This is a genomic window from Paraburkholderia haematera (genome assembly GCF_905220975.1).
GTDB lineage: Bacteria > Pseudomonadota > Gammaproteobacteria > Burkholderiales > Burkholderiaceae > Paraburkholderia > Paraburkholderia haematera.
The window spans coordinates 1-25,315 of record NZ_CAJNBK010000001.1 but is presented as its reverse complement, the minus strand read 5'-3'; the positions used below and the strand labels follow the sequence as shown (position 1 = coordinate 25,315).

Genomic DNA, 25,315 nt, shown 5'->3' with positions numbered 1-25,315 from the left:
TTACAAGCGTCAATCCGGACCCACCCCTTGAATTCCACACCACAAGCTCCATCTATGGCGCAGGAATGGCCAGGAGCCAACGGAAATAAGGAGTGTCGCCATGCAAATGATCTATAACAGCCCCAACTATTGTGTCGTCGAGTTTCCGCCGCAGGAAGGTCCGCTGGCCATGAAATCGGGAGGCTACGAGATCGTCGACAAGAACATGCAGCGGGAAATCTACATAGACGGTGCAATGGCAGCGCGTTTCCGCGAGCATGTGCAAAAGCTGATCGAAGAGGAGCCGTCACTGGATGAGGTAGACGAATTCCTCGGGCAGTTCGACAGCCTGATGCATCAACCGGTGATTCTTCACTAACTCAAGGGTTTGACGTAACGGTTTGGCGACAACCATTGACCGCGCCGTCCGGCATAGCCGGCGGCCTTTACAAGTCGGTCAGCAGTCATAACGCGGCCCAGCAGGCTTTCACCTGACTGGGCCGCTTTGTTTTCCATCGTTTTGATTCCGCCACGGCCGCAGCCGGCGCGGCCTGGCGCGCCCCCGCCCGTCCGGCCCGCGTCCGGCGGAACCGCCCCACTGCGGCTACAATGACAGGTTTCCCGAAAAAGCCGGCGCAAGCCCTCGTCCGCCATGAACCAGCCTGCTCAATCCGCCACGCCAGTCCGTCCCGACGCCGCTTACACGCGCGGCACGGCGCTGCCCGCGCTGCTCAAGTCGCGCATCCTGATTCTGGACGGCGCAATGGGCACGATGATCCAGCGCTACAAGCTCGATGAAGCCCGCTATCGCGGCGAGCGCTTCAAGGATTACGGTCGCGACATCAAGGGCAACAACGAGTTGCTGTCGATCACGCAGCCGCAGATCATCGGCGAGATTCACGAGCAGTATCTCGCGGCGGGCGCGGACATCATCGAAACCAACACGTTCGGCGCCACCACGGTTGCGCAGGCCGACTACGGGATGGAAGACCTCGCCGTCGAGATGAATCTCGAATCGGCAAAGCTGGCGCGCGCCGCCTGCGACAAGTACTCGACGCTCGACAGGCCGCGCTTTGTCGCCGGCGCGATCGGACCGACGCCAAAGACTGCCAGCATTTCTCCAGACGTGAACGATCCGGGTGCGCGCAACGTGACGTTCGACGAACTGCGCGCGGCGTACTACGAGCAGGCGAAGGCCTTGCTCGACGGCGGCTGCGATCTGTTCCTCGTCGAAACGATCTTCGACACGCTCAATGCAAAGGCCGCGCTGTTCGCGCTGGACGAGCTGTTTGAAGACACCGGCGAGCGCCTGCCCGTCATGATCTCGGGCACCGTCACCGATGCATCGGGCCGGATTCTCTCGGGACAAACCGTCGAGGCCTTCTGGAACTCGCTGCGTCACGCCAAACCGCTCACCTTCGGTTTGAACTGCGCGTTGGGCGCGGCGCTAATGCGCCCGTACATCGCCGAACTGGCCAAGCTGTGCGACACCTACGTGTCGTGCTATCCGAACGCCGGTTTGCCGAATCCGATGAGCGATACGGGCTTCGACGAATTGCCGGCGGATACGTCGGGATTGCTGAAAGAGTTCGCGCAGGCAGGCCTCGTGAATATCGCCGGCGGCTGCTGCGGCACGACACCGGAGCATATTGCGGCCATTGCTCAGCAGTTGGCTGGTGTGAAGCCGCGGGTGTGGGCAAACTATCGGGAAACCGATACCGAAACGGCTTGATCGCGGCGCGTACCTGAACGGGGATCGATCGATGGCTGGCGTCACCAAACTGACAATTGCGGGTTTCAAATCGATACGTAAGTTGCGTGACTTCGAGTTGCGCAATCTCAACGTGTTGATTGGCGCCAATGGCGCGGGGAAGTCGAACTTTATTGGTTTGTTTCGGATGCTGGCGGAGATGTATGAGGGCCGGTTTCAATTGTATGTTCGGCAGCAAGGTGGCCCTGATACGTTGTTGCACTTTTCGCGGAAGGCGACGGATGCAATCCGTGCCGAGTTCTATTTTGGCGACTGGGACCATTACACGTTCGAACTCGTTCCAACCAACGACAACCGCCTTATCTTCGCTCGTGAGAACTCCGGCTTCTTGTTGCATAAGGAGGACGGTGAGCCAATTGCAGGCGGTACAGTTTCGGGGACGCGTGATGAGTCGTTCCTGACACAATTGGTCGGAGAAGACCGCCAAGGTCATCTTGTATCGATTGTTAAAGGAACTCGTGTCTACCACTTCCATGACACGGGCGAGAAAGCCAAGGTCAAGCAATCCCATGCGCTCAACGACACACTACGTCTCAAAGTAGACGGCGCCAACCTCGCCGCCTACCTGCGCATGCTTAAAGCCGAACACGCCGAAAGCTATCGCCAGATTGTGGATACCATCCGCATGGTCGCGCCGTTCTTCGACGATTTCGTGTTCCGCTCAGATGCAGCGTCGAAGATTCAGCTCGAATGGACCGAACGCGGCGACCCCGATACGCCGTTCACAGCACACGCACTGTCTGACGGCACATTGCGCTTCATCTGTCTTAGCACGCTTTTGCTTCAGCCGTGGGACCTGATGCCCGCGACGATCTTGATCGACGAGCCAGAACTCGGCCTGCACCCGTACGCGATCAATCTGCTCGCCGATCTTTTCAAACGCGCGTCTGAGCAAAAGCAATTGATCGTCTCTACGCAATCCGTCGAACTGCTGAATCGGCTAGACCCGGAAGACGTGATCGTGGTCGACCGCAAGGACAACGCTTCAACCTTCCATCGCCTCGACGCCACCCAATTGCAGGATTGGCTCGACGACTACTCGTTAGGCGACCTCTGGAAACAGAACGTATTAGGCGGGAGGCCGGCGTAATGGTCGAATTGATCGTTGTCGGCGAAGGCCAGACCGAGGAAACTTTTGTACGCGATGTGCTCGCGCCGGCACTCAGCGCAAGTCAGATCTACGCGAGCGCACGCCTCATCAACACATCGCGAGACCAGCGCGGCGGCGCGCTCAGCCTGGAACGCGTGCGCAAATTCATTGGCCATACGCTGCGCCAGCGCGCCGACACCTACGTCACGACGCTGTTCGATCTGTATGGGCTGGACAAGACGTTTCGCGGAGTCGCAGAAACCAAGGGCCTGACGCCAGCCGCACGCGCGGCCCGCATCGGAAAACTGCTGCACGAAGACGTCGTCGCCTTCGCTGATTGCCGCCCGGAACGCTTCATTCCTCACGTCCAGCCGCACGAATTCGAATCGCTGCTATTTTCGGACATCACCTCGCTATGCGACGTCGAACCTGGCTGGCAGGAACAAAGCGCACCGCTGATTGCAGCGCGAGCCGCCGTCGACGATCCCGAATGGATCAACGATTCGCCGCAGACCGCGCCTTCGAAGCGTCTTGAACAATTGCAGTCGCGCTATCGCAAGGTCCGCCACGGCCCCGTCGCGGCCGCTCGCATTGGTCTCGACAGGATTCGCGAGCAATGCCCGCATTTCCGCCAATGGTACGACCGCATCGTGAAGCTGCCTGCGCTACAGGCGCAGCAACCAAACATTGAATATACGAGCTAACGCCATGACCGATCACACCATGCGCCTTTCCGGCCTCGAGCCGTTCAACGTCACGTCCGGGACGCTTTTCATCAACGTCGGTGAGCGCACCAACGTGACCGGTTCGAAGGCGTTCGCGCGAATGATCCTGAACGACCAGTTCGACGACGCAATCGCGGTCGCGCGGCAGCAGGTCGAAAACGGCGCTCAGATCATCGACGTCAACATGGACGAGGCCATGCTCGATTCGAAAGCGGCGATGGTCCGCTTCATGAATCTGATCGCCTCGGAGCCGGACATCGCGCGCGTGCCGATCATGATCGACTCGTCGAAATGGGACGTGATCGAAGCGGGCCTGAAGTGCGTGCAAGGCAAGGCGATCGTCAACTCGATCTCGCTGAAGGAAGGCGAAGAAGCGTTCCGTCATCACGCGAACCTGATTCGCCGCTACGGCGCGGCCGCCGTCGTGATGGCCTTCGACGAAAAAGGCCAGGCCGACACGTACCAGCGCAAGACCGAGATCTGCAAGCGCTCCTACGATTTCCTCGTCAACGAAGTCGGCTTTCCGCCGGAAGACATCATCTTCGATCCGAACATCTTCGCGATTGCAACTGGCATCGAAGAGCACAACAACTACGCGGTCGACTTCATCAACGCCACGCGCTGGATCAAGGAAAACCTGCCCTACGCGAAGATCAGCGGTGGCGTGTCGAACGTGTCGTTCTCGTTCCGCGGCAACGATCCGGTGCGCGAGGCGATCCACACCGTGTTCCTGTATCACGCGATTCAGGCGGGAATGGACATGGGCATCGTCAACGCGGGTCAGCTCGGCGTGTATGCCGACCTCGATCCGGAGTTGCGTGAGCGGGTTGAAGACGTCGTGTTGAACCGTCGCGAAGACGGCACCGATCGTTTGCTTGAAATCGCCGACAAGTTCAAGACCGGCGCCGCGAAAAAGGAAGAGAACCTCGAATGGCGTAACCAGCCCGTCGAAAAGCGGCTTGCGCATGCGCTCGTGCTCGGCATCACGAACTTCATTATTGAAGACACCGAGGAAGTGCGCGCGAAAATCGCCGCAGCCGGTGGCCGTCCGATCAACGTGATCGAAGGCCCGCTGATGGACGGCATGAATATCGTCGGCGACCTGTTTGGCCAGGGCAAGATGTTCCTGCCGCAGGTCGTGAAATCGGCGCGCGTGATGAAGCAGGCGGTCGCGCATCTGATCCCGTACATCGAAGAAGAAAAGAAGCTGATGGCCGAAGCCGGCGCCGACGTGCGTGCGAAAGGCAAGATCGTCATCGCCACGGTGAAGGGCGACGTGCACGACATCGGCAAGAACATCGTCTCAGTGGTGCTTCAGTGCAATAACTTCGAAGTGGTCAACATGGGCGTGATGGTGTCGTGCAACGACATTCTCGCCAAAGCAAAGGTCGAGGGCGCGGACATCATCGGCTTGTCCGGCCTGATTACGCCGAGCCTCGAAGAAATGGCCTACGTCGCTTCCGAAATGCAGCGCGACGACTACTTCCGCGTGAAGAAGATCCCGCTCTTGATCGGCGGCGCGACCACTTCCCGCGTGCACACCGCCGTGAAGATCGCACCGCATTACGAAGGCCCCGTGGTGTACGTGCCGGACGCATCGCGCTCGGTATCGGTGGCCTCGAGCCTGCTGTCCGATGAAGGCGCGGCGAAGTACGTCGACGACCTCAAAGCCGACTACGACCGTATCCGTGACCAGCACGCCAACAAGAAAGCCCTGCCCATGGTCACGCTCGCCGAAGCCCGCGCGAACAAGACCAAGGTCGATTGGGCCGGCTACCAGCCGGTCAAGCCGAAGTTCATCGGCCGCCGCGTGTTCAGGAACTTCGATCTGAGCGAGCTGGCGAACTACATCGACTGGGGTCCGTTCTTCCAGACCTGGGACCTCGCCGGCCCTTACCCGGCGATCCTGAACGACGAAATCGTCGGCGAATCGGCCCGCCGCGTGTTCTCGGACGGCAAGTCGATGCTCGCGCGCCTGATCCAGGGCCGCTGGCTGCAGGCCAACGGCGTGATCGCGCTGCTGCCGGCCAACACGGTGAACGACGACGACATCGAGATCTACACGGACGAGTCACGCTCGGAAGTGGCGCTCACGTGGCGCAACCTGCGCCAGCAAAGCGTGCGGCCCGTGGTGGACGGCGTGATGCGCCCCAACCGCTCGCTCGCCGACTTCATCGCGCCGAAGGATTCGGGCGTGGCTGACTACATCGGCATGTTCGCGGTCACGGCGGGTCTGGGCGTGGATGTGAAAGAAAAGCAGTTCGAAAAGGATCACGACGACTACAGCGCGATCATGCTCAAGGCGCTCGCCGACCGCTTCGCCGAAGCCTTTGCCGAAGCGATGCATGCCCGCGTGCGCCGCGATCTGTGGGGCTATGCGAACACCGAAACCCTGTCGAACGACGACCTGATCGCCGAAAAGTACCACGGCATCCGCCCGGCGCCGGGCTACCCGGCCTGTCCGGACCACCTGGTGAAACGTGACATGTTCGACGTGCTGCAAGCCACTGAAATCGGCATGAGCGTGACCGAATCGCTGGCCATGCTGCCGGCGGCCAGCGTCTCGGGCTTCTACCTGGCACACCCGGACAGCACCTATTTCTCGGTCGGCAAGATCGCCCAGGACCAGCTGGAAGACTACGCACAACGCATGTCGTTGTCGAAAACAGACGCTGAACGGGCTCTCGCGCCTTTGCTGTAGGCCTTGCGGAGCGGGAAACCTACTATATCGGGCACGCTAGGCTGAAGATTTGCGGCAGTGTAATTTTCGGCTTTGTAGACTGAAATGGTTTCACCCCGCCAGACGCGGCCAAAACGCGTCGGCTTATCTAATTGCAATCGTCAACGGAGAGAATCATATGAAGAAGCTGACGCTGTTATTGACTGCTGTTTCGCTCGCCGCAGGCGCCTCGGTGGCGCTGGCCCAGCCTGCGGCCCCCGCGGCCTCGAGTTCGGTCAGTTCCTATTCGCCGCCTACGCAAAAGCACGTCAAGAAGCCCAAGAAGCAAAAAATGAAGAAGGGTGCGTCGGCACCGATGGCCGCCCCGGCGGACGCCGCCAGCCAGTAAGCAGGTTCGGCAGACGGTCCGCCAAGGCCCGTGAAAGACAAAGAGCCCGCTGATGCGGGCTCTTTTCATTGATGAAACGCAGTCTGCGCCGCGCCGCCAGGCGCCGCGAGCCGCCACCGCTGGCGGACCGCTCCGGAATCAGAGACCCCAGACGATATCCGCGTTTTCCTTCTTCGCTGCACGCAGCATGTCGAGGAACGGATACGCGCGCTGGGCGAGTCCCGGCGGAATCTCATGATGTTCGTGGCCGTCTTCGCCTTCGTGGAAATGGCCTTCGTGCTCGGCACGTTCCTGTTTATCGACGTTGATCGCCGCTTCGAGTTTGCCGATCGCAACGTCAAGTTCGTCGTGGATGATCACACCACGCTCACCAAGTCGCTTGCCAACAATGCCGACGAGGTACTGGGCAAGATTCTCCAGCATCATCACATCCGGGCAGGCCCGGCATTTGAAAGTAACCAGCATGACTGTTCCCTTTTTCGTTATGTTGGATCGACGCGCACGCAGTTCGAAATTCGCCGCCGGCGCGCGCTACGTTGACACGCCGATCAGGCACGGCGGCCACGGCCCTTGGTGGGCATCTCATTGAACATATTAGCACCTGCTAAAATCCGTCTGAACGGAAAAGCGTGCCGCAATGCGCCGCGCGCGGCGCGGCACAGGTGACATGGCCGGCCGGCTGGCCGCAACCGCCTGCCGCCGCGCCAGGCCGCAGGCGCGGGCGCCTCGGCATGCCGCCGTGCACCGCGCTTACCGCGCTGCACGCGACGTGCCCGATGGCGCCCCGATGTGCCCGGCGCGTCCCGGCCGGTGCGTCGCCGCTTTCCACGCTTCTGACGAATCGGCTGCGCTTCGCGCGCGGCCGCCGCTTCTTCCGCATCACCGGATTGCCTCACTGGACTCGCAACAAGCATGCTGCCTGCACACAAACATACCCTCGAAACACTGCTCGCCGACACGGTGAAGCAGGTTGCTGACGCAACCCAGGGCGCGACCGAAGCCGCCTTCGTCTCGCCCACGATCACGCTGGAGCGCCCCAAAGTGGCCGCGCACGGCGACGTCGCCTGCAACGTGGCGATGCAACTCGCCAAGCCGCTGCGCGCCAACCCGCGCCAGCTGGCACAGCAGATCGTCGACGCGCTGCTGGCGCAGCCGCGGGCCCAAGGTCTGGTCGAAGCGGCCGAAGTGGCCGGCCCCGGCTTCATCAACCTACGCCTCGCGCCCGCCGCCAAACAGGCGGTGATCGCCGCGGTGTTCGCCGAACAGGCCGCCTTCGGCCGTTCGCAGCGCGACGCCGGCAAGCATGTGTTGATCGAATTCGTCTCCGCCAACCCGACCGGCCCGCTACACGTCGGCCACGGCCGCCAGGCGGCGCTCGGCGACGCGCTCTCGAACGTGCTCGCCTCGCAGGGCTACGACGTGCATCGCGAGTTCTATTACAACGACGCCGGCGTGCAGATCCACACGCTCGCCGTCTCGACCCAGGCGCGCGCCCGCGGCCTCGCCCCCGGCGACGAAGGCTGGCCGGCTTCGGCGTACAACGGCGAGTACATCGCCGATATCGCGAAAGACTATCTGAATGGCGTCACCGTGGCCGCGAGCGACGGCGAGCCTGTGACCGGCGCGGGCGACATCGAGGACCTCGACTCGATCCGCCGCTTTGCGGTCGCCTACCTGCGCCGCGAGCAGGACATGGACTTGCAGGCGTTCGGCGTGAAGTTCGACCAGTACTACCTTGAGTCGTCGCTGTACAAGGAAGGCCGGGTCGAAAAGACCGTCGAGGCGCTAATCGCCGCCGGCAAGACCTACGAACAGGAAGGCGCGCTGTGGCTGCGCACGACGGATGACGGCGACGACAAAGACCGCGTGATGCGCAAGAGCGACGGCACTTACACGTACTTCGTGCCGGACGTCGCCTATCACGTCGCCAAGTGGGAACGCGGCTTCACCAAGGTCATCAACATTCAGGGCTCGGACCACCACGGCACGATCGCGCGCGTGCGCGCCGGCCTGCAGGGCCTCGGCGTCGGCATTCCGAAGGGCTATCCCGACTACATCCTGCACAAGATGGTCACGGTGATGCGCAACGGCGAAGAGGTGAAGATCTCGAAGCGCGCCGGCAGCTATGTGACGGTGCGCGACCTGATCGAATGGTCGGGGGGCGCGACGCCGGGCTCGGAAGCCGCCGTCGACCTGATCGACGAAGAGACAATTCGCCGCGGCCGCGACGCGGTGCGCTTCTTCCTGATTTCGCGCAAGGCGGATACGGAATTCGTGTTCGACATCGACCTGGCGTTGAAACAGAACGACGAAAATCCGGTGCATTACGTGCAGTATGCGCATGCGCGGATCTGCTCGGTCATCGCCGAATGCAAGGCGCGCTACAGCACGGACGAAAGCACGCTGGCGCAGGTGGACGTCTCGCCACTCGTCAGCGAGCGCGCCATGGCCTTGCTGAACAAGCTCGCTGAGTTCCCGGACATGCTGCACCACGCCGCCGACGAACTCGCGCCGCACGCGGTCGCGTTCTATCTGCGCGACCTCGCCGGGGAATTCCACTCGTTCTACAATGACAGAGCCGAACGCGTGCTGGTCGACGACGCTGCCGAGCGCAATGCGCGCGTCGCGCTGCTCGCGGCCACGCGTCAGGTGCTGGCCAACGGTCTCGCGACGATCGGCGTCTCCGCTCCCGTCAAGATGTAAGTCCTCCGGCGCAACATGCACGCGGCCGTCGTTATAATCGACGGCTGTTCCAGGATTCTTTTTGCAGGTGATTCATACGATGGCAAAACCACGCCGCACAACAAAGCAATCGCAATCGAAGCAAACCGGGGGCACTTTTCTCGGCATCGTGCTGGGCCTGATCGTCGGTCTCGCAATCGCGGTAGTGGTGGCGCTGTATATCACCCGTGCGCCTACGCCGTTCGTCTCGAAGGTCGCGCCGCCCGCGGCGTCTGACGCCGGCGCGAGCCAGGCGCAACAGTACGATCCGAACCGTCCGCTACAAGGCAAGACACCGGGTCAGCCGGTACCGCAAGCCGCGCAACCGGCGCCGCCGAACACCGCACCGGGCCAGACCACCCCGCAGACGCAGTCGGGCATGCTGGAAGAGCCGCAGATCGTCGAAGTGCCGCCGTCGAGCGGAAACGCGAACGGCACGGCAGTCGCTCCGAAACCGGCGCCGGATAACGGCAACGGCACAGCCGCCGCGCCGGCGAAGAAGCCGCAGGCTTCCGCACCGGCCGCCACCGCGGCAGGCTCCGCGCCGAAGAGCGCGTCGCCCGCCACGGCTGCCAACGCCAAGCCCGGTTCGGGCGCGGCAGCGGCTGACGCGAACACGGGCTACTTCCTGCAAGTGGGCGCCTACAAGACCTCGGCCGACGCCGAGCAGCAGCGTGCGCGTCTCGCGTTCCAGGGCTTCGAATCGAAGGTCACGCAGCGCGATGCAGGCGGTGTGACGTACTACCGTGTGCGGATCGGCCCGTTCTCGAAGTTCGAAGACATGAATTCGAGCCGTCAGCGTCTGTCCGACGCGGGCGTGGATACAGCCGTGATCCGCTTTACGAAGCAATAAGCGAGCAATAAGCAAACAACAAACAAACGGTGATTTGCCGGAACGCGCCGCCGCCGAACTATCGGCGTGCGGCGCGGGTCACAAGCACAACCGACAAGCAAAACCGACGAGCACAACGGACGACTAAAACGTCTAACGCCGACATTGAAAACGGTGACGGGCATTTGCGTGGCGCCACCGCTTTACCGCTTACCTGGGTCAACACAACATGAAAAAACTGCTGAGCATTCTGTTCCTCTCGCTGGGTCTGGTTGCCGCCACGGCGCATGCATCGCCGACCGCGCCGGTTTCGGGCAAGGACTACACCGTGCTGGCCACGCCGCAACCTACCGACGCGCCAGCCGGCAAGATCGAAGTGACCGAATTCTTCTGGTACGGCTGCCCGCACTGCAATGAATTCGACCCGTTCCTCGAAGCCTGGGTCAAGAAGCAAGGTCCGGACGTGGTGTTCAAGCGCGTGCCGGTTGCCTTCCGCGACGACTTCATTCCGCACTCGAAGATGTATCACGCACTCGACGCACTCGGCCTGCAGCAACAACTCACGCCGAAGGTTTTCAATGAAATCCACGTCAACAAGAACTACCTGCTGACGCCGGAGGACCAGGCCAAATTCCTCGCGAAGAACGGCGTCGATCCGAAGAAGTACATGGACGCGTACAACTCGTTCTCGACGCAAAGCGCGTTGCAGAAGGACAAGAAGCTGATGGAAGACTACAAGATCGACGGCGTGCCGACGCTGGCCGTGCAGGGCAAGTATGAAACCGGCCCGGCTGCGACCAACAGCCTGCCGGGCACGATCCAGGTGCTCGACTATCTGGTGCAGCAGATCCGCGCCAAGAAGATGTAAAGCCGAGGCGCCGGAATGAGTTCACCTCTGAAGGTTTTCATTACCGGCGCCTCGAGTGGCATCGGCCTCGCGCTCGCCGCCGAATATGCGCGGCGCGGCGCGATTCTCGGCCTGGTTGCCCGCCGCGGCGAAGCGCTCGCCGCCTTCCAGCAGTCCCATCCGCAGAATTCCATCTCCACCTATTCCGTCGACGTCCGCGACGCCGAGGCGCTCGCCAGTGCGGCCGCGCAGTTCATCGCACAACACGGCTTGCCGGACGTCGTGATCGCCAATGCCGGCATCAGCCGCGGCGCGGTCACCGGGCACGGCGATCTGCGCACCTTCCGCGAAGTCATGGATGTCAACTACTTCGGCATGGTCGCCACCTTCGAGCCGTTCGCCGCCGCGATGGTTGCCGCGAAGAAAGGCACCCTGGTCGGGATCGCCAGCGTCGCCGGCGTGCGTGGCTTGCCGGGGTCGGGCGCGTACAGCGCGTCGAAGTCAGCCGCGCTCAAGTATCTCGAAGCGTTGCGCGTCGAGATGCGTCCGCTGGGCGTCGGCGTGGTCACCATCGCGCCTGGCTATATCCGCACGCCGATGACCGAGCACAACCCGTACAGCATGCCGTTCCTGATGGACGCCGACCGCTTCGCCGTGAAGGTCGCGGGCGCGGTCGAACGGCAGACGCGCTTCGCGGTGTTCCCGTGGCAGATGCGCATCGTGGCGATGCTCCTGCATGTGCTGCCGCGCCGGGTTTACGACCTCGTCTTCGAACGCGCGCCGCGCAAGCCCCGCGCCGTCACCGAGTAAATCATGCAGCCGCGTGCGGTCGATGCAGCCGGCGTCGCGCACGAAACATGGGATGCCCATGCGTCGGGCGCCCATGCCCGCATCGTCTCGCTCGTGCCGAGCATCACCGAATTGCTGTTCGCTTTGGGGCTCGACAGGCAGATCGTCGGGCGCACTGGTTTTTGCGTGCATCCGCGTGAACAGGTGCGGCAGGTGCGCAAGGTCGGCGGCACCAAAGCCGTGAATGTTGACGCGATTCGTGCCTTGCGGCCCACTCATCTGATCGTCAATATCGACGAAAACGAGCGCGACACCGTCGAGTTGTTGCGCGCGTTCGTGCCACATATCGTCGTCACCCATCCGCAGACGCCGCAGGACAATCTCTCGCTGTACGCGCTGCTGGGCGTAATCTTCAACCGCGAGCAGGAAGCGCAGCGCTTGAGTGAAGCGCTCGAAGCGCGTCTGCACGAGGCCGCCTCGCGGGCGTTTCCCAAGCAAAACGTGCTCTACCTGATCTGGCGCGAACCATGGATGACCGTTGCGCGTGATACGTACATCGCCGCGATGCTGAGGCTCGTGAACTGGCAGACGCTACCGGATGTAAAAGGCGGAGCGTCCGGTGCCGCGCGCTATCCCAGGCTCGATTTCGACCATGCGCCGTGGCTCGAAGGCGTCGACCGTATCCTGCTCTCCAGTGAACCGTATCGCTTCACACAAACGCACTGCGACGCGCTGAAGCGCGATCCGCGTCTCGCCGGCAAGCGCATCGAGTTGATCGATGGCGAACTGGTGTCGTGGTACGGCGTGCGCGCGATTGACGGCATTGCCTACCTGCTTGGGCGCGCAGCCGCGTCGTGAGCATGAGCGGTAGCGCAGAACCAAGGCCACCTCGCCGGCTAACGCCGCCTGGAGCCCACTCCCGGCAAAGCCACCGCGCGAGGCCACGTGCTTGCGCACCGATTCTCGCCGTCCATATGGATATGCGGATTAAGTTGTTGTCGTCGCAACCACCCTTCGATAAGCTTTCGCGAAGGCCGAACAGCGCACGGGCTGCCACACTTAGGCCATGCGCCAGCGCCGGAAACGTATCAGAATAAAGAGGGTGGGTCGCCCGTCGCCGGCCGTCCCCCGTCACCGGAACATAAACACAACCAGACGCACTGCCTGACTGCGCTTGTTATGGGAGATCCTATGCGCTTCAAACTGCTCGCAGCCGCCGTACTGTTCACGGCGCCCGCGCTCGTGCTCGCCAAACCGCTGACCGTCTGTACCGAGTCGAGCCCCGACGGCTTCGATGTCGTGCAGTTCAATTCGCTCGTCACGACCAATGCGTCGGCCGATGTGATCTTCAATTCGCTGGTCTCGTACGACGAGGCCGCGAAGAAAGTCGTGCCGTCGCTCGCCGACAAGTGGGACGTGAGCGCCGACGGCCTCACCTACACGTTCCATCTGCGCCCGAACGTGCAGTTCCAGACCACCGACTACTTCAAGCCCACCCGGCCGCTGAATGCCGATGACGTCGTCTTCACGTTCGACCGCATGCTCGACGACAGCAATCCCTGGCACAAGGTGGCAGGCGCGAGCGGTTTTCCGCATGCGCAGTCGATGGGCTTGCCGAAACTCATCAAGTCGGTCAGCAAGGTTGACGACAACACCGTCAAGTTCGAACTGAACGCACCGGACGCGACCTTCGTGTCGATCCTGACGATGGGTTTCGCCTCGATCTATTCGGCTGAATACGCCGACCAGTTGCTCAAGGCCGGCAAACAGGTCGATCTGAATTCGAAGCCGATCGGCACCGGTCCGTTCGTATTGAAGAGCTACACCAAAGACGCGGTGATCCGCTACGACGTGAACCCGACGTATTGGGGCGCGAAACCGAAGATCGACCGCCTGATCTACGCGATCACGCCGGACGCCACGGTGCGCGCGCAAAAGGTGAAAGCGGGCGAATGTCAGATCGCGCTGTCGCCGAAGCCGCAGGATCTCGCCGAAGCGAAGGGCGACACGTCGCTCGCCATCGTGCAGACACCGGCCTTCATGACCGCCTTCGTCGCGCTGAATACGCAGAAGAAGCCGCTCGACAACCAGAAGGTGCGCGCCGCCCTGAACATGGCGTTCGACCGCACCACCTATCTGAAGGCGATCTTCGACAACACCGCGACCCCGGCCGTCAATCCGTATCCGCCGAACACGTGGAGCTACGACAAGGCCGTCAAGGCATGGCCGTACGATCCCGTGAAAGCGAAAAAACTGCTCGCCGACGCGGGCTATCCGAACGGCTTCGAAACGACGATCTGGGTGCGTCCGAACGGCAGCGTGCTGAACCCGAATCCGAAGGCCGGCGCCGAGTTGCTGCAAGCCGACTTCGCCAAGATCGGCGTGAAGGCGGATGTGAAGGTGATCGAATGGGGCGAGTTGATCAAGCAGGCAAAGCTTGGTCAGCATGACACGCTGTTCATGGGCTGGGCCGGCGACAACGGCGATCCGGACAACTATCTGTCGCCGCTCTTCAGTTGCAATGCAGTCAAGTCAGGCATCAATTTCGCGCGCTTCTGCGATCAGGATCTGGACAAACTGATCGCCGACGGCAAAACAACGCCCGACCAGGCCAAACGCGCGAAGGCGTATGAACAGGCGCAGCAGATCATCCACGATCAGGCGCTATGGATTCCGCTGGGTTACCCGACGGCAGCGGCCATCACGCGTACCAGCGTGAGCGGCTATCGCGTGAGTCCGTTCGGACGGCAGAACTTTGGGACGGTGGCGGTGCAGTAAGGCGCTGCAATAACTTTCTGCCACGCCGCATGAAGAAAAAAGCCCGATTGCGAAAGCAATCGGGCTTTTTCTATTGACGGTTCAACCTATCGAATCGATCAGGCCGAGAACCGGATCACCCCATCCGTATCCTGTGTGCGCTTCAACTCACCGGCCAGCCACAGCAGATGCAAGTGCGCCAACGCCTCGCCCATTGCGAACGTCATCTGATGGATGTCGAGTTGGCGCTTGAACATCAGCGGCACGATATCCGCGGCGCTCTGCGGCTTCTCCGCACAGGCCTCGCGCACTTCAGCCAGACGCGCGTCATGATGCTCACGCAATTGCCTGATACGCGTACGCACGCCGCGAAACGGCTTGCCATGCGACGGCAGCACGAGCGTGTCTTCGGGCATCGTCTCATAGCGGCCGAGCGATTCCAGATACAGCGCGAGCGGCGTGCTTTCCGGTTCCATGTCGAACACCGAAACGTTCGTCGAAATGCGCGGCAGCACCATGTCGCCGGAAATCAGCGTGCCGGTCTCGTCGCAAAGCAACGCGCAGTGCTCCGGCGAATGGCCGAAGCCGGTCACCACCCGCCACGTTTTGCCGCCGATCTTCACGCCATCCGCCTCGCGCAGGCGGCGGTATTGACCGGGAATCGCCGGCACGAGGCTCGAGTAGTAGCTCGTGCGATTACGCAGTTTCTCGAGCGACGCCTGATCGTTCAGACCATGCCGCGCAAAGTGCCGCGCCGCGCCCTCGCCGCCCGCATTCGAACCGTCGCCGGCCGCCATCACGCGTGCCTGCATGTATTCGCCGAGCGTCATCCACAACCGCACGTCCCAGCGCTTTTTGTCGCCACCGGTGCAGATCCAGTGCGCGAGGCCGATGTGGTCCGGATGGCAATGCGTGACGATCACGCGCAGCACCGGGAGGCCGTCGAGCACGGAGTCGAACACTTTCTCCCAGTTCTCCTTGATCGTGTCCGACGTAATACCGCAGTCGACTACCGTCCACCCTTGCTGACCGTCGATTTCATCGCGTAGCAGCCACAGATTGATGTGGTCGAGCGCGAACGGCAGCGGCATGCGCAGCCAGAACACGCCGGGTGCGACTTCCATCGCATGGCCCGCTTCGGGCAAGGTGTCGTTGAACGGGTAGTCGAGTTGATGTTCGAGTGCATTCATTGCGGTTGTCTTCCTCCGTCGGCCGTCCGGCATGGCGAGGTATGCGATGCCGGATAGCGTGGTTGCGGCCCGGTCGGGACATACCCGTGCCGTATTGCGCCGTAGTTGCGTTTCGATCAAGTTGACGATAACGTAAACGTCGATTCTATCGTTCAATCCGATTTTATGCCCGGTTACGGGACGCCCCGATGAACACGCAATACACGATCACCGAGCTCGCACGGGAATTCGACGTCACGCCGCGGGCAATCCGTTTTTACGAAGACCAGGGTTTACTCTCACCCAGCCGCGAGGGTTCGAGCGGCTTGCGGCGCGTCTATTCAGGCCGCGACCGAACCCGTCTGAAGCTCACGCTGCGCGGCAAGCGGCTCGGCTTTACGCTGTCGGAAATCCGCGATCTGCTCGACGTCTACGAGTCGCCTACCGACACCGTGCCGCAATTGCACGCCTTTCTTGCCACGGTGGCGCGCCATCGCGACGTGCTCGAACGTCAACTGGAGGATCTGAACGCGACGCTCGAAGACCTCGCGCAATACGAATCCCAGGCGCGCGCGTTGCTGGAGAGCGGTGCACGCGAAGAAACCCGGTCTGCCTGAGCGGAAAGAGGCACGGAAAGAGGCGTCGAAAGAGACGCGGAGCGCGGCGCAATGCGGCGAGGGCCCACCCGGACGATACAATCGCGGGTGACTTCACGACATGGGACGAATGCACGGTCGACATGAATCACTTCCCCAAACTGTTGTCGTCACAGATCGGCTTTGACGTCGCGCAGACGATGCTCGAAGGATTCGATCGGCACTACCGGATTTTCCGCGACGCCGCGATCCATGCCAAAACGCTCTTCGAAGCGGGCGACTGGCATGGCCTGCAAACGCTGGCGCGAGAGCGCATTACCTCGTACGATGACCGCGTCGAGGAATGCGTCGAATTGCTCGAAGACGAATACGACGCCGAAAATATCGACGACGAAGTGTGGCAGCAGATCAAGCTGCACTACATCGGTCTCCTGACCACTCACCGCCAGCCCGAGTGCGCGGAGACGTTCTTCAATTCGGTGTGCTGCAAGATCCTGCACCGCTCGTATTTCAACAACGACTTCATTTTCGTGCGCCCGGCGATCTCGACCGAATACATCGAGAACGACGAGCCGGCGGCGAAGCCGACCTATCGTGCGTATTACCCCGGCAAGGACGGTCTTGCCGCGACGCTCGAACGCATCGTCACGAATTTCCAGCTGGAGCCGCCGTTTGAGGACCTGACGCGTGACGTCGCGTGCGTGATGCAAGCGATCCACGACGCGTTCGGCGTGTTCGACGAAGCGCCGAACTTCCAGATTCACGTGCTGTCGTCGCTGTTCTTTCGGAACAAGTCGGCGTATATCGTTGGACGGATCATTAACGGCGATCTGCTGTTACCGTTCGCCGTGCCGTTACGTCATGTGAGACCGGGCGTGCTCGCGCTCGATACGGTGCTGCTCAAACGCGATCAGTTGCTGATCATCTTCAGCTTCTCGCATTCGTATTTCCTGGTGGACATGGAAGTGCCCTCCGCTTACGTCGAATTTCTCGGCACGATCATGCAGGGCAAACCGAAGGCGGAAATCTATACGTCGGTCGGTTTGCAGAAGCAGGGCAAGAATCTGTTCTATCGCGATCTGCTGCACCATCTGAAGCATTCGAGCGATCAGTTCATCATCGCGCCCGGCATCAAGGGGCTCGTGATGCTGGTGTTCACGCTGCCGTCGTTTCCGTACGTGTTCAAGCTGATCAGAGACCACTTCCCACCGCCGAAGGAAACCACGCGCGAGCAGATCAAGGGGAAGTATCAGCTCGTCAAACGGCATGACCGCCTGGGCCGCATGGCCGACACGCTCGAGTATTCGAGCGTGGCGCTGCCCGTTTCGCGGCTCGACGAAGCACTGGTGCGCGAACTCGAAAAGGAAGTGCCGTCGTTGATCGAACACGACGGCGACAACCTCGTGATCCGCCACATGTACATCGAACGCCGGATGGTGCCGCTCAATCTCTTCCTGCAAAATGGCAATGACGAGGACATCGATCACGGCATCAAGGAATACGGCAACGCGATCAAGGAATTGATGCAGGCGAACATCTTCCCTGGCGACATGCTATACAAGAACTTCGGCGTGACGCGTCATGGCCGCGTCGTGTTCTACGACTACGATGAAATCGAATACCTGACTGAATGCAACGTGCGCGCGGTGCCCGCGCCTCGTAACGAGGAAGACGAAATGTCGGACGAGCCGTGGTACCCGGTCGGTCCGCACGACATTTTCCCGGAGACATACGGCACGTTTTTGCTCGGCGACCCACGCGTGCGCCGGTCCTTCATGCAGCATCACGCGGACTTCTTCGATCCGGCGCTATGGCAACGGCACAAGGATCATCTATTGAAAGGCGAACTGCCCGACTTTTTCCCGTACGACAGCAGCGTGCGCTTCTGCATCCGCTACCCGGAACGATTCGCCGACGCGACGTCCGGACTATCGGAAAACCCAGCAGATGGACGCACCGTACGAGCGGCTTGAATCTCAAGCGCCTCAAGCGCTGCCCGCATCGTTGAATGCATCGTCCGAACCCTATGTAACGACATCGACCGGTCAATCGGTCGAGCAACCGCCCAGACTCACCATGAATACGAACGCTTCTCCCGCTGCGAATCCGCTGGCTCATCTGTTCGACAATAACGACGCGTGGGTGGCCCGCAAGCTGTCCGAAGATCCGGAGTACTTCTCGCGCCTCGCGCACCAGCAAACCCCTGAATATCTGTGGATCGGCTGTTCCGATTCACGTGTGCCGGCCAATCAGATCATCGGCCTGCCGCCGGGCGAAGTGTTCGTGCACAGAAATATCGCCAACGTGGTGGTGCATACGGATCTGAACTGTCTCTCGGTGATCCAGTTCGCCGTCGATCTGCTGAAGGTCAAGCACATCATGGTGGTGGGTCACTATGGCTGCTCGGGTGTCGGCGCGGCGCTGCACGGCCGGCGCGTGGGTCTCGCGGACAACTGGCTGCATCACGTGCAGGACGTGCGCACCAAGCACGCCGCGTTGATCGAAGAGTGGCCGCTCGGTGAGGCGCGCCATCGGCGTCTGGTCGAACTGAATGCGATCGAGCAGGTCATGAACGTATGCCGGACCACCATCGTCAACGACGCGTGGGCACGCGGCCAGGAACTGACCGTGCACGGCTGGGTTTACGGCGTGCACGACGGCAAGGTGCGCAGCCTCGGCATGACCATTGGCGACCCGGCGGCACTCGATGCAGCCTATAAGCGCTGCATCGCGGCGGTATCGGCCGGTGGCGCGTACAAAGCGGACAATGACATGGTCGCCGCCGATGCGGCCCAGCTCGGCGACGTGCCGGCCATCGTCGAAGGTGTGGTCAAGGAACTGAAACATGAAGGAGACACGCATGAGTGAGACAAAAGCTGATCCGATCGTGATCGTCGGTGTGGCCCGCACGCCGATGGCGGCATTTCAGGGCGATTTCGCTTCGCTGACCGCACCGCAGTTGGGTTCGGTCGCCATCGAAGCCGCCGTGCAACGCGCCGGGTTGAAACCCGAGCAGATCGACGAAGTGGTCATGGGTTGCGTGCTGCCCGCCGGCCTCGGCCAGGCGCCCGCGCGTCAGGCTGCGCTCGGCGCCGGCTTGCCGTTGAGTACCGGCAGCACCACGGTCAACAAGATGTGCGGCTCCGGCATGCGCGCGGCGATGTTCGCGCATGACATGCTGGCTGCGGGTTCGGTCGACGTGATCGTCGCGGGCGGCATGGAAAGCATGACGAACGCACCGTACCTGCTGCCCAAAGCGCGTAACGGCATGCGCATGGGCCACGGCCAGGTGATCGACCACATGTTCTACGACGGTCTCGAAGACGCCTACGAAAAAGGCCGTTTGATGGGCACCTTCGCCGAGGAATGCGCGGCCTCGTTCGACTTCACTCGCGAAGCACAGGATGCGTTCGCCGTCGAGTCCCTGAATCGTGCGAAGCGCGCGAACGAAGACGGCTCGTTCGCATGGGAAATCGCGCCGGTGAAGGTGGAAAGCCGCAAGGGCGACGTAACCATCGATCACGACGAGCAGCCGTTCAAAGCGAACCTCGACAAGATCCCGACGCTCAAGCCCGCGTTCAGCAAAACCGGCACGGTGACGGCGGCGAACTCGTCGTCGATTTCGGACGGCGCCGCGGCGCTCGTGATGATGCGTGAATCGACCGCGAAGCGTCTCGGTGTCGAACCGCTTGCCCGCGTGGTCGGTCACTCCACTTTCGCTCAGGAACCGGCGAAGTTCACCACCGCGCCGGTCGGTGCGATTCGCAAGCTGTTCGAGAAGAACGGCTGGCGCGCCGACGAAGTGGATCTGTACGAGGTCAACGAGGCATTCGCGGTGGTCACGATGGCCGCGATGAAAGAACATCATCTGCCGCATGACAAGGTCAACGTGAATGGCGGCGCGTGTGCACTCGGCCATCCGATCGGTGCATCAGGCGCGCGGATTCTCGTCACGCTGATCGGCGCGTTGAAAAACCGCGGCCTGAAGCGCGGCGTTGCGACGCTGTGCATCGGCGGTGGCGAAGCGACCGCGATGGGCATCGAGCTGGTTTGACATGCTGTTTCCAGGCACTTGAGAGCGTGAGGTGACTCAATGAAGACAGTGTTGATCGTCGGTGCATCGCGCGGCATCGGCCAGGAGTTTGTGCGGCAGTACAAGAAAAGCGGCTGGCGCGTGCTCGCCACCGCGCGCGACGACGCCGCGCTCGGCGCGCTGAAAGCGCTTGGCGCGGAGACCTTCTCACTCGACGTCACCGCGCCCGAAGAAATCACCGCGCTCGGCTGGAAGCTCGACGGCGAACGGCTCGACGCGGCGGTGCTGGTGTCGGGCGTGTACGGCCCGCGCACTGAGGACATCGAAACGATCACGGCCGACGACTTCGACCAGGTCATGCACACCAACGTGCGCGGCCCGATGCAGTTGATGCCGATCCTGCTGCCGCTCGTCGAAGAAGCCGGCGGTGTGTTCGCGGTGATTTCGAGCAAGATGGGTAGCATCGGCGACGCAAGCGGCACGACCGGCTGGCTGTATCGGGCGAGTAAGGCGGCGCTCAACGACGCGCTGAAAATCGCCTCGCTGGATACCACGCGCGCAACGTGTATTTCGCTGCATCCTGGCTGGGTGCGCACCGACATGGGTGGCGCGCAAGCGGCGATCGATCCGGCACGCAGCGTAACCGGCATGCGTGAAGTGCTCGCGCAGGCAGCGGCGGCGCGCGAGGCATTCAACGGCCGTTTCTATCAATACGACGGCACAGCGCTCGACTGGTGAGGCGATACATGAGGAGACTAACGAGGAGACCACGCCATGGTGCTTGATCAGGACCACCTGATGGTCCGCGACGCGGTGCGCACCTTCGTCCGTGACGCGGTCACCCCGCACGCGGCGCAATGGGATCGCGAGCGCACCTTTCCGAAGGACGTGCACCGCCAGCTCGCCGAACTCGGCGCCTATGGCGTGCTGGTGCCCGAAGCGTACGGTGGCGCCGGCCTGGACGCGCTGGCGCTCGCGCTGATTCTCGAAGAAATCGCGGCAGGCGACGGCGGCACCTCGACCGCGATCTCCGTCAACAACTGCCCGGTATGCAGCATTCTGCTGACCTATGGCAACGACGCGCAGAAGCGCGACTGGCTCACGCCGCTCGCACGCGGCGAAATGCTCGGCGCGTTTTGCCTGACCGAACCGCAAGCGGGCTCCGACGCATCCGCGCTGCGCACCACCGCGACGCGCGATGGCGACAGCTACGTGTTGAACGGCGTCAAGCAGTTCATCACGAGCGGCAAGAACGGTAACGTCGCGATCGTCATGGCCGTGACGGACAAGGCGGCAGGCAAGCGCGGCATCAGCGCGTTCATCGTGCCGACCGACACGAAGGGGTACGTCGTCGCGCGAGTCGAAGAAAAGCTCGGCCAGCATTCGTCGGACACGGCGCAGATTATTTTTGAAGATTGCCGCGTGCCGGCCGCGAATCTGATCGGCGCGGAAGGCGAAGGTTATCGGATTGCGCTATCGGGGCTCGAAGGCGGGCGCATCGGTATCGCGGCGCAGAGCGTCGGCATGGCGCGCGCCGCGTTCGAGGCGGCGCTGGGCTACGCGAAGGAGCGCGAGAGCTTCGGCCAGCCGCTGTTTTCGCACCAGGCCGTGCAGTTCCGCCTCGCCGACATGGCGACCCAACTCGAAGCCGCGCGCCAGTTGATCTGGCACGCGGCCTCGCTGAAGGACGCCGGGCAGCCCTGCCTGACCGAGGCCGCGATGGCCAAGCTGTTCGCTTCGGAAGCCGCCGAACGCATCTGCTCGGCGGCCTTGCAGATTCACGGTGGCTACGGCTATCTGAGCGACTTCCCCGTCGAGCGTATCTACCGGGATGTCCGCGTGTGCCAGATATACGAAGGCACCAGCGACATCCAGAAAATTTTGATCGCCCGCGGTCTTGCCTGAACGTCTGATGAATAAGCCATTGTTGTCAACGCAACGACCCTCCGACTGCCCATGCGGCGGCGCTGCGCCCGATCAGCGCAGCGGCGCCAAACCGCCCCGCTTCGCGCAATGTTGCGGCCGCTATATCGATGGCGGCGAAATCGCGCCACGGGCGCTCGAACTCATGCGCTCGCGTTACAGCGCATATGTTGTGGGCGCAACGGATTATTTGCGTGCGACCTGGGCGCCGCACACCTGCCCCGCGGATCTCGACGCCGACCCTGCCGCCCCCGACCCGCCGCGTTGGCTCGGACTGCAGATCAAGGCTTTCGCTGAGACCGGCGCCGACCATGCGACTGTCGAATTCGTCGCACGATACAAGGTGGGCGGGCGCGCCCACCGGCTGCACGAACTGAGCCGTTTCGTTCGCGGGGAAGACGGATGCTGGCGCTATATCGACGGTGACGTGAGCGAATAGACCTTACCTTCCACAGTCTTACACGACCCACCGACCCAACGACGCAGATCGCGCTGCGATCACATATGGCCCTCAAACGAGGGCTTTTTTTTCGTGTTGGCTCGACGCCACAGCGCGCGTATTGCGACAAATTACTTCGCGCAGCCAGGCACCGTCCAAGGGGCGCTTTGCGGCCTCTCGGGGGGAAAACGCACGCAGATCCGCACGCGGCAATTGTTTCGTTTCGGGTTCTCCTTTATTGCACAAAACAAAATTGTCGTGCCAGGATGAGGCCGTAGGTTTGTGACGTCACATTGCGAGAACAGGTCCATACCGATTCCGCAAAATGCGCAGGCGCCCTGCCGATAGCCCTCCAGTAAGGGTTCGACGGCGGTTCCGGGCAGCATGTGTGGCGCTCATCATCGGCGCGTGGGGTCGCGTCGGCCGTTTGGGTTCATCCCGTGCGATCTCGATTAGCGTGCGTGCGCCTCGCGCACTACGTACGCGAGTGAGTTTTTGTTTGTCGAAAACGCCGATGAAAGGCAGTTGTCAGCAACGGCATTCGACTGACAAGGCAACACGGTGTTCAGGGCAGGTTTTTGAGGCAGGTGCGTCAATGGTGTTGAGCAAGGTTCTGACGAAGTGTGCGGTGACGTGTGCGACGGCGATGTGCGTCGTCGCGTTCGCGCATGCCGAGCCGCTCGCCGACACCCAGGCAGGGCCTCTCACCCGCGCGCACGTGCCGCGCATTGCCCTTGACGACGACGTCTATCTGCCCACCGCTGGCCTCAACGAACAGATCATCCGCGTGCCGGTCGACGCTGCCGGCACGGTCACGCTCGAAACGACGATCTACAAGCCGGACGGCGCGGGTCCGTTTCCGATGATTGTGTTCAACCACGGCAAGATTCCTGGCGACCCGCGCGCGCAGGAGCGCAGCGACCCGCTGCCGTTCGCGCGCGAATTCGTGCGCCGCGGATACGTCGTGGTGGCGCCGAACCGCCAGGGCTTCGGCCGTTCGGGCGGCACTTATCAGCAGGAAGGGTGCGACGTCGAACGCAATGGTGTCAGCCAGGCCGGCGACGTGGCCGCGACGATCGATTACATGTCGAAGCAGCCGTACGTGGATGCGGCGCACATTGTGGTGGCCGGCACTTCGCACGGCGGCCTGGCAACGATGGCTTACGGTCCCGAGGCGACAAAGGGTGTGCGGGCCTTGATCAATTTCTCGGGCGGTTTGCGGCAGGACGCGTGTGCCGACTGGCAGGGCAACCTGACGCGCGCATTCGGCGCGTATGGCGAGAAAACGAAGGTGCCCTCGCTGTGGTTGTATGGCGATAACGATTCCGTGTGGACGGCGCCGCTGGTGGCCGGCATGTATGCTGCGTTCGCCGCGCACGGCGCGAGCGCGAAGATGGTGGATTTCGGCAACTACAAGAATGACGCGCACCGGCTCGTGGGCGATCGCGATGGCGTGCATGTGTGGTGGCCCGCGGTCGAGGCTTTCCTCGCTCGGGTAGGGATGCCGACTGCCTTGCAGTATCGGGTTTCGGATCCTTCGTTGCCGAAGCCAACTGGATTTGCTGCTGTCGATGCGGTCGACTCTGTGCCGTTTGTCGACGAAGCTGGCCGTAATGGGTATCGTAATTTCCTGCATCAGTATCCTAGCCGGGCTTTTGCTGTGTCGGACACGGGCGCGTGGTCGTGGGCCGAGGGTGGCGATAATCCGATGTCGGTGGCTATTGCTAATTGCCAGAAGCAGAGTTCGGCGCCTTGCCGGTTGTATGCGGTTAATAACTCCGTTGTTTGGGGGGATGGGGCTTCGGGGGTCTCGGGGTCTTCGCAGACGGCGGATTCTTCCTCAGCGGGCTCGGCCGATGATCGGCGGGCTATTGCTAGTCGGAATTGAGGTTTGGGTTTTTGCCTGCTCGGCGCTTGTGCTTCTGTATGCCTGTGGCGTTGGCCTCTTCTTGAATTCTTATCGGTTTATTAGCGTCGCCCCTGTGCGGGGCAGCACCTACTTTTCTTTGCCTGCCGCAAAGAAAAGCAACCGTATTGGAAGTCAAGCGGCGAACAGGTGCTCAAGGTAGCAAGTGTCAGAGGCAGGGAGCATTTTGCGCGCATGAGTCGTCCTCGCGACCGGCACGATTGAGCAACCTGCACGAGGATTGGCATGGAGGGCGCGAGTGCCTGGGTTAGCGCACCACAGGCGGCTCAACCATGCTGGAAGTCAGTCAGCCGATGGACTCCAGGGTGTCGAGTTGTGGACCATAGCGTTGAGTGTAACGATGAGCTTGCGAATGCACGCGGTCATGGCCACCTTGAACGGTTTGCCAGCCTTGCGCAGGCGGTCATAGAAGGCCCTGATGGTCGGATTGAAGCGCAGCGCCGGTATGCAGGCCATGTAAAGCGCGCGCCGCACGATGGCGCGACCGCCCTGAACGCGACGCTTGCCGACATGCTTGCCGCTGTCGCAATTGAACGGGGCGACGCCGGTGAGTGCGGCGATCTCGCGGCGGTTCAGCGAGCCGAGCTGGGGCATGAAGGCGATCAGCGTGGCCGCAGCGCCGGGGCCGATGCCGGGCACCGAGCGCAGC

At 62.1% G+C, this 25,315-nt stretch carries 23 protein-coding genes; 20 read left to right on the top strand and 3 right to left on the bottom strand.

Annotated elements, in window-relative coordinates; genetic code table 11:
- Positions 1-100 precede the first annotated feature (100 nt).
- The 6 genes from KHO23_RS00115 (at position 101) to KHO23_RS00090 (ending at position 6,633) form a co-directional block, all read left to right on the top strand.
- A complete protein-coding gene (locus KHO23_RS00115) occupies positions 101-358 on the top strand; it encodes a BTH_I0359 family protein (protein ID WP_007179533.1) in 258 nt (85 codons plus the stop codon).
- A gap of 273 nt (positions 359-631) precedes the next feature.
- On the top strand, positions 632-1,711 hold the full coding sequence (locus KHO23_RS00110; protein ID WP_211608578.1) for a homocysteine S-methyltransferase family protein: 1,080 nt from the start codon (positions 632-634) through the stop codon (positions 1,709-1,711).
- 31 nt (positions 1,712-1,742) lie between these two features.
- The gene (locus KHO23_RS00105; protein WP_211608577.1) at positions 1,743-2,840 is read left to right on the top strand and encodes an AAA family ATPase; all 1,098 of its coding nucleotides are present in this window, start codon (positions 1,743-1,745) and stop codon (positions 2,838-2,840) included.
- Entirely contained in the window at positions 2,840-3,544 is a 705-nt protein-coding gene (locus KHO23_RS00100; protein ID WP_211608576.1) for a DUF4276 family protein, read from the top strand. Before KHO23_RS00105 ends, KHO23_RS00100 begins: the two co-directional genes overlap by 1 nt.
- 4 nt (positions 3,545-3,548) lie before the next feature.
- Complete coding sequence (metH, locus tag KHO23_RS00095) at positions 3,549-6,266, top strand: methionine synthase (RefSeq protein WP_211608575.1); 2,718 nt, start codon at positions 3,549-3,551, stop codon at positions 6,264-6,266.
- 157 nt (positions 6,267-6,423) lie between these two features.
- Complete coding sequence (locus KHO23_RS00090) at positions 6,424-6,633, top strand: acid-shock protein (RefSeq protein ID WP_211608574.1); 210 nt, start codon at positions 6,424-6,426, stop codon at positions 6,631-6,633.
- A 138-nt stretch (positions 6,634-6,771) separates the two neighbouring features.
- On the opposite strand, the gene KHO23_RS00085 is transcribed toward KHO23_RS00090, so the two are convergent.
- A complete protein-coding gene (locus KHO23_RS00085) occupies positions 6,772-7,098 on the bottom strand; it encodes a DUF1840 domain-containing protein (protein ID WP_211608573.1) in 327 nt (108 codons plus the stop codon).
- Positions 7,099-7,545: 447 nt separating this feature from the next.
- Between KHO23_RS00085 and argS the strand changes: the two genes are divergently transcribed.
- From argS to KHO23_RS00055, 6 genes are all read left to right on the top strand, one after another.
- Entirely contained in the window at positions 7,546-9,336 is a 1,791-nt protein-coding gene (gene argS / locus KHO23_RS00080) for an arginine--tRNA ligase (protein WP_211608572.1), read from the top strand.
- 61 nt (positions 9,337-9,397) lie between these two features.
- Entirely contained in the window at positions 9,398-10,207 is an 810-nt protein-coding gene (locus KHO23_RS00075; RefSeq protein ID WP_211608571.1) for an SPOR domain-containing protein, read from the top strand.
- Positions 10,208-10,415: 208 nt separating this feature from the next.
- Entirely contained in the window at positions 10,416-11,054 is a 639-nt protein-coding gene (locus tag KHO23_RS00070; protein WP_211608570.1) for a thiol:disulfide interchange protein DsbA/DsbL, read from the top strand.
- A 15-nt stretch (positions 11,055-11,069) separates the two neighbouring features.
- Positions 11,070-11,843: an SDR family oxidoreductase gene (locus KHO23_RS00065; protein ID WP_211608569.1), complete on the top strand. Its 774-nt coding sequence runs from the start codon at positions 11,070-11,072 to the stop codon at positions 11,841-11,843.
- A 3-nt stretch (positions 11,844-11,846) separates the two neighbouring features.
- Positions 11,847-12,680, top strand: coding sequence for a helical backbone metal receptor (locus KHO23_RS00060; RefSeq protein ID WP_211608568.1), 834 nt, complete (start codon positions 11,847-11,849; stop codon positions 12,678-12,680).
- A gap of 333 nt (positions 12,681-13,013) precedes the next feature.
- Positions 13,014-14,600: an ABC transporter substrate-binding protein gene (locus tag KHO23_RS00055; RefSeq protein ID WP_211608567.1), complete on the top strand. Its 1,587-nt coding sequence runs from the start codon at positions 13,014-13,016 to the stop codon at positions 14,598-14,600.
- Positions 14,601-14,698: 98 nt separating this feature from the next.
- Here the strand turns inward: KHO23_RS00055 and KHO23_RS00050 are convergent, their stop codons facing one another.
- A complete protein-coding gene (locus KHO23_RS00050) occupies positions 14,699-15,769 on the bottom strand; it encodes an MBL fold metallo-hydrolase (protein ID WP_211608566.1) in 1,071 nt (356 codons plus the stop codon).
- Positions 15,770-15,957: 188 nt separating this feature from the next.
- Between KHO23_RS00050 and KHO23_RS00045 the strand changes: the two genes are divergently transcribed.
- The 8 genes from KHO23_RS00045 (at position 15,958) to KHO23_RS00010 (ending at position 24,627) form a co-directional block, all read left to right on the top strand.
- Positions 15,958-16,365, top strand: coding sequence for a MerR family transcriptional regulator (locus tag KHO23_RS00045; RefSeq protein WP_120297453.1), 408 nt, complete (start codon positions 15,958-15,960; stop codon positions 16,363-16,365).
- Between the two features lie 122 nt (positions 16,366-16,487).
- A complete protein-coding gene (aceK, locus tag KHO23_RS00040) occupies positions 16,488-18,317 on the top strand; it encodes a bifunctional isocitrate dehydrogenase kinase/phosphatase (RefSeq protein ID WP_211608565.1) in 1,830 nt (609 codons plus the stop codon).
- Between the two features lie 103 nt (positions 18,318-18,420).
- Positions 18,421-19,212 carry a carbonate dehydratase gene (gene can, locus KHO23_RS00035; protein ID WP_211609798.1) on the top strand — a complete coding sequence of 264 codons (792 nt, stop codon included), beginning with the start codon at positions 18,421-18,423 and terminating at the stop codon, positions 19,210-19,212.
- Entirely contained in the window at positions 19,205-20,398 is a 1,194-nt protein-coding gene (locus KHO23_RS00030; protein ID WP_236066680.1) for an acetyl-CoA C-acetyltransferase, read from the top strand. Before can ends, KHO23_RS00030 begins: the two co-directional genes overlap by 8 nt.
- A gap of 39 nt (positions 20,399-20,437) precedes the next feature.
- Positions 20,438-21,115: an SDR family oxidoreductase gene (locus tag KHO23_RS00025; RefSeq protein WP_211608563.1), complete on the top strand. Its 678-nt coding sequence runs from the start codon at positions 20,438-20,440 to the stop codon at positions 21,113-21,115.
- A 36-nt stretch (positions 21,116-21,151) separates the two neighbouring features.
- The gene (locus tag KHO23_RS00020) at positions 21,152-22,282 is read left to right on the top strand and encodes an acyl-CoA dehydrogenase family protein (RefSeq protein WP_211608562.1); all 1,131 of its coding nucleotides are present in this window, start codon (positions 21,152-21,154) and stop codon (positions 22,280-22,282) included.
- Positions 22,283-22,289: 7 nt separating this feature from the next.
- Positions 22,290-22,739 carry a YchJ family protein gene (locus KHO23_RS00015; RefSeq protein WP_211608561.1) on the top strand — a complete coding sequence of 150 codons (450 nt, stop codon included), beginning with the start codon at positions 22,290-22,292 and terminating at the stop codon, positions 22,737-22,739.
- A gap of 595 nt (positions 22,740-23,334) precedes the next feature.
- Positions 23,335-24,627, top strand: coding sequence for a dienelactone hydrolase family protein (locus KHO23_RS00010; RefSeq protein ID WP_211608560.1), 1,293 nt, complete (start codon positions 23,335-23,337; stop codon positions 24,625-24,627).
- A gap of 321 nt (positions 24,628-24,948) precedes the next feature.
- Here the strand turns inward: KHO23_RS00010 and KHO23_RS00005 are convergent.
- Positions 24,949-25,315, bottom strand: a 367-nt coding sequence (locus KHO23_RS00005; protein ID WP_211608559.1) for a transposase, incomplete at its 5' end; no start/stop codon positions are given.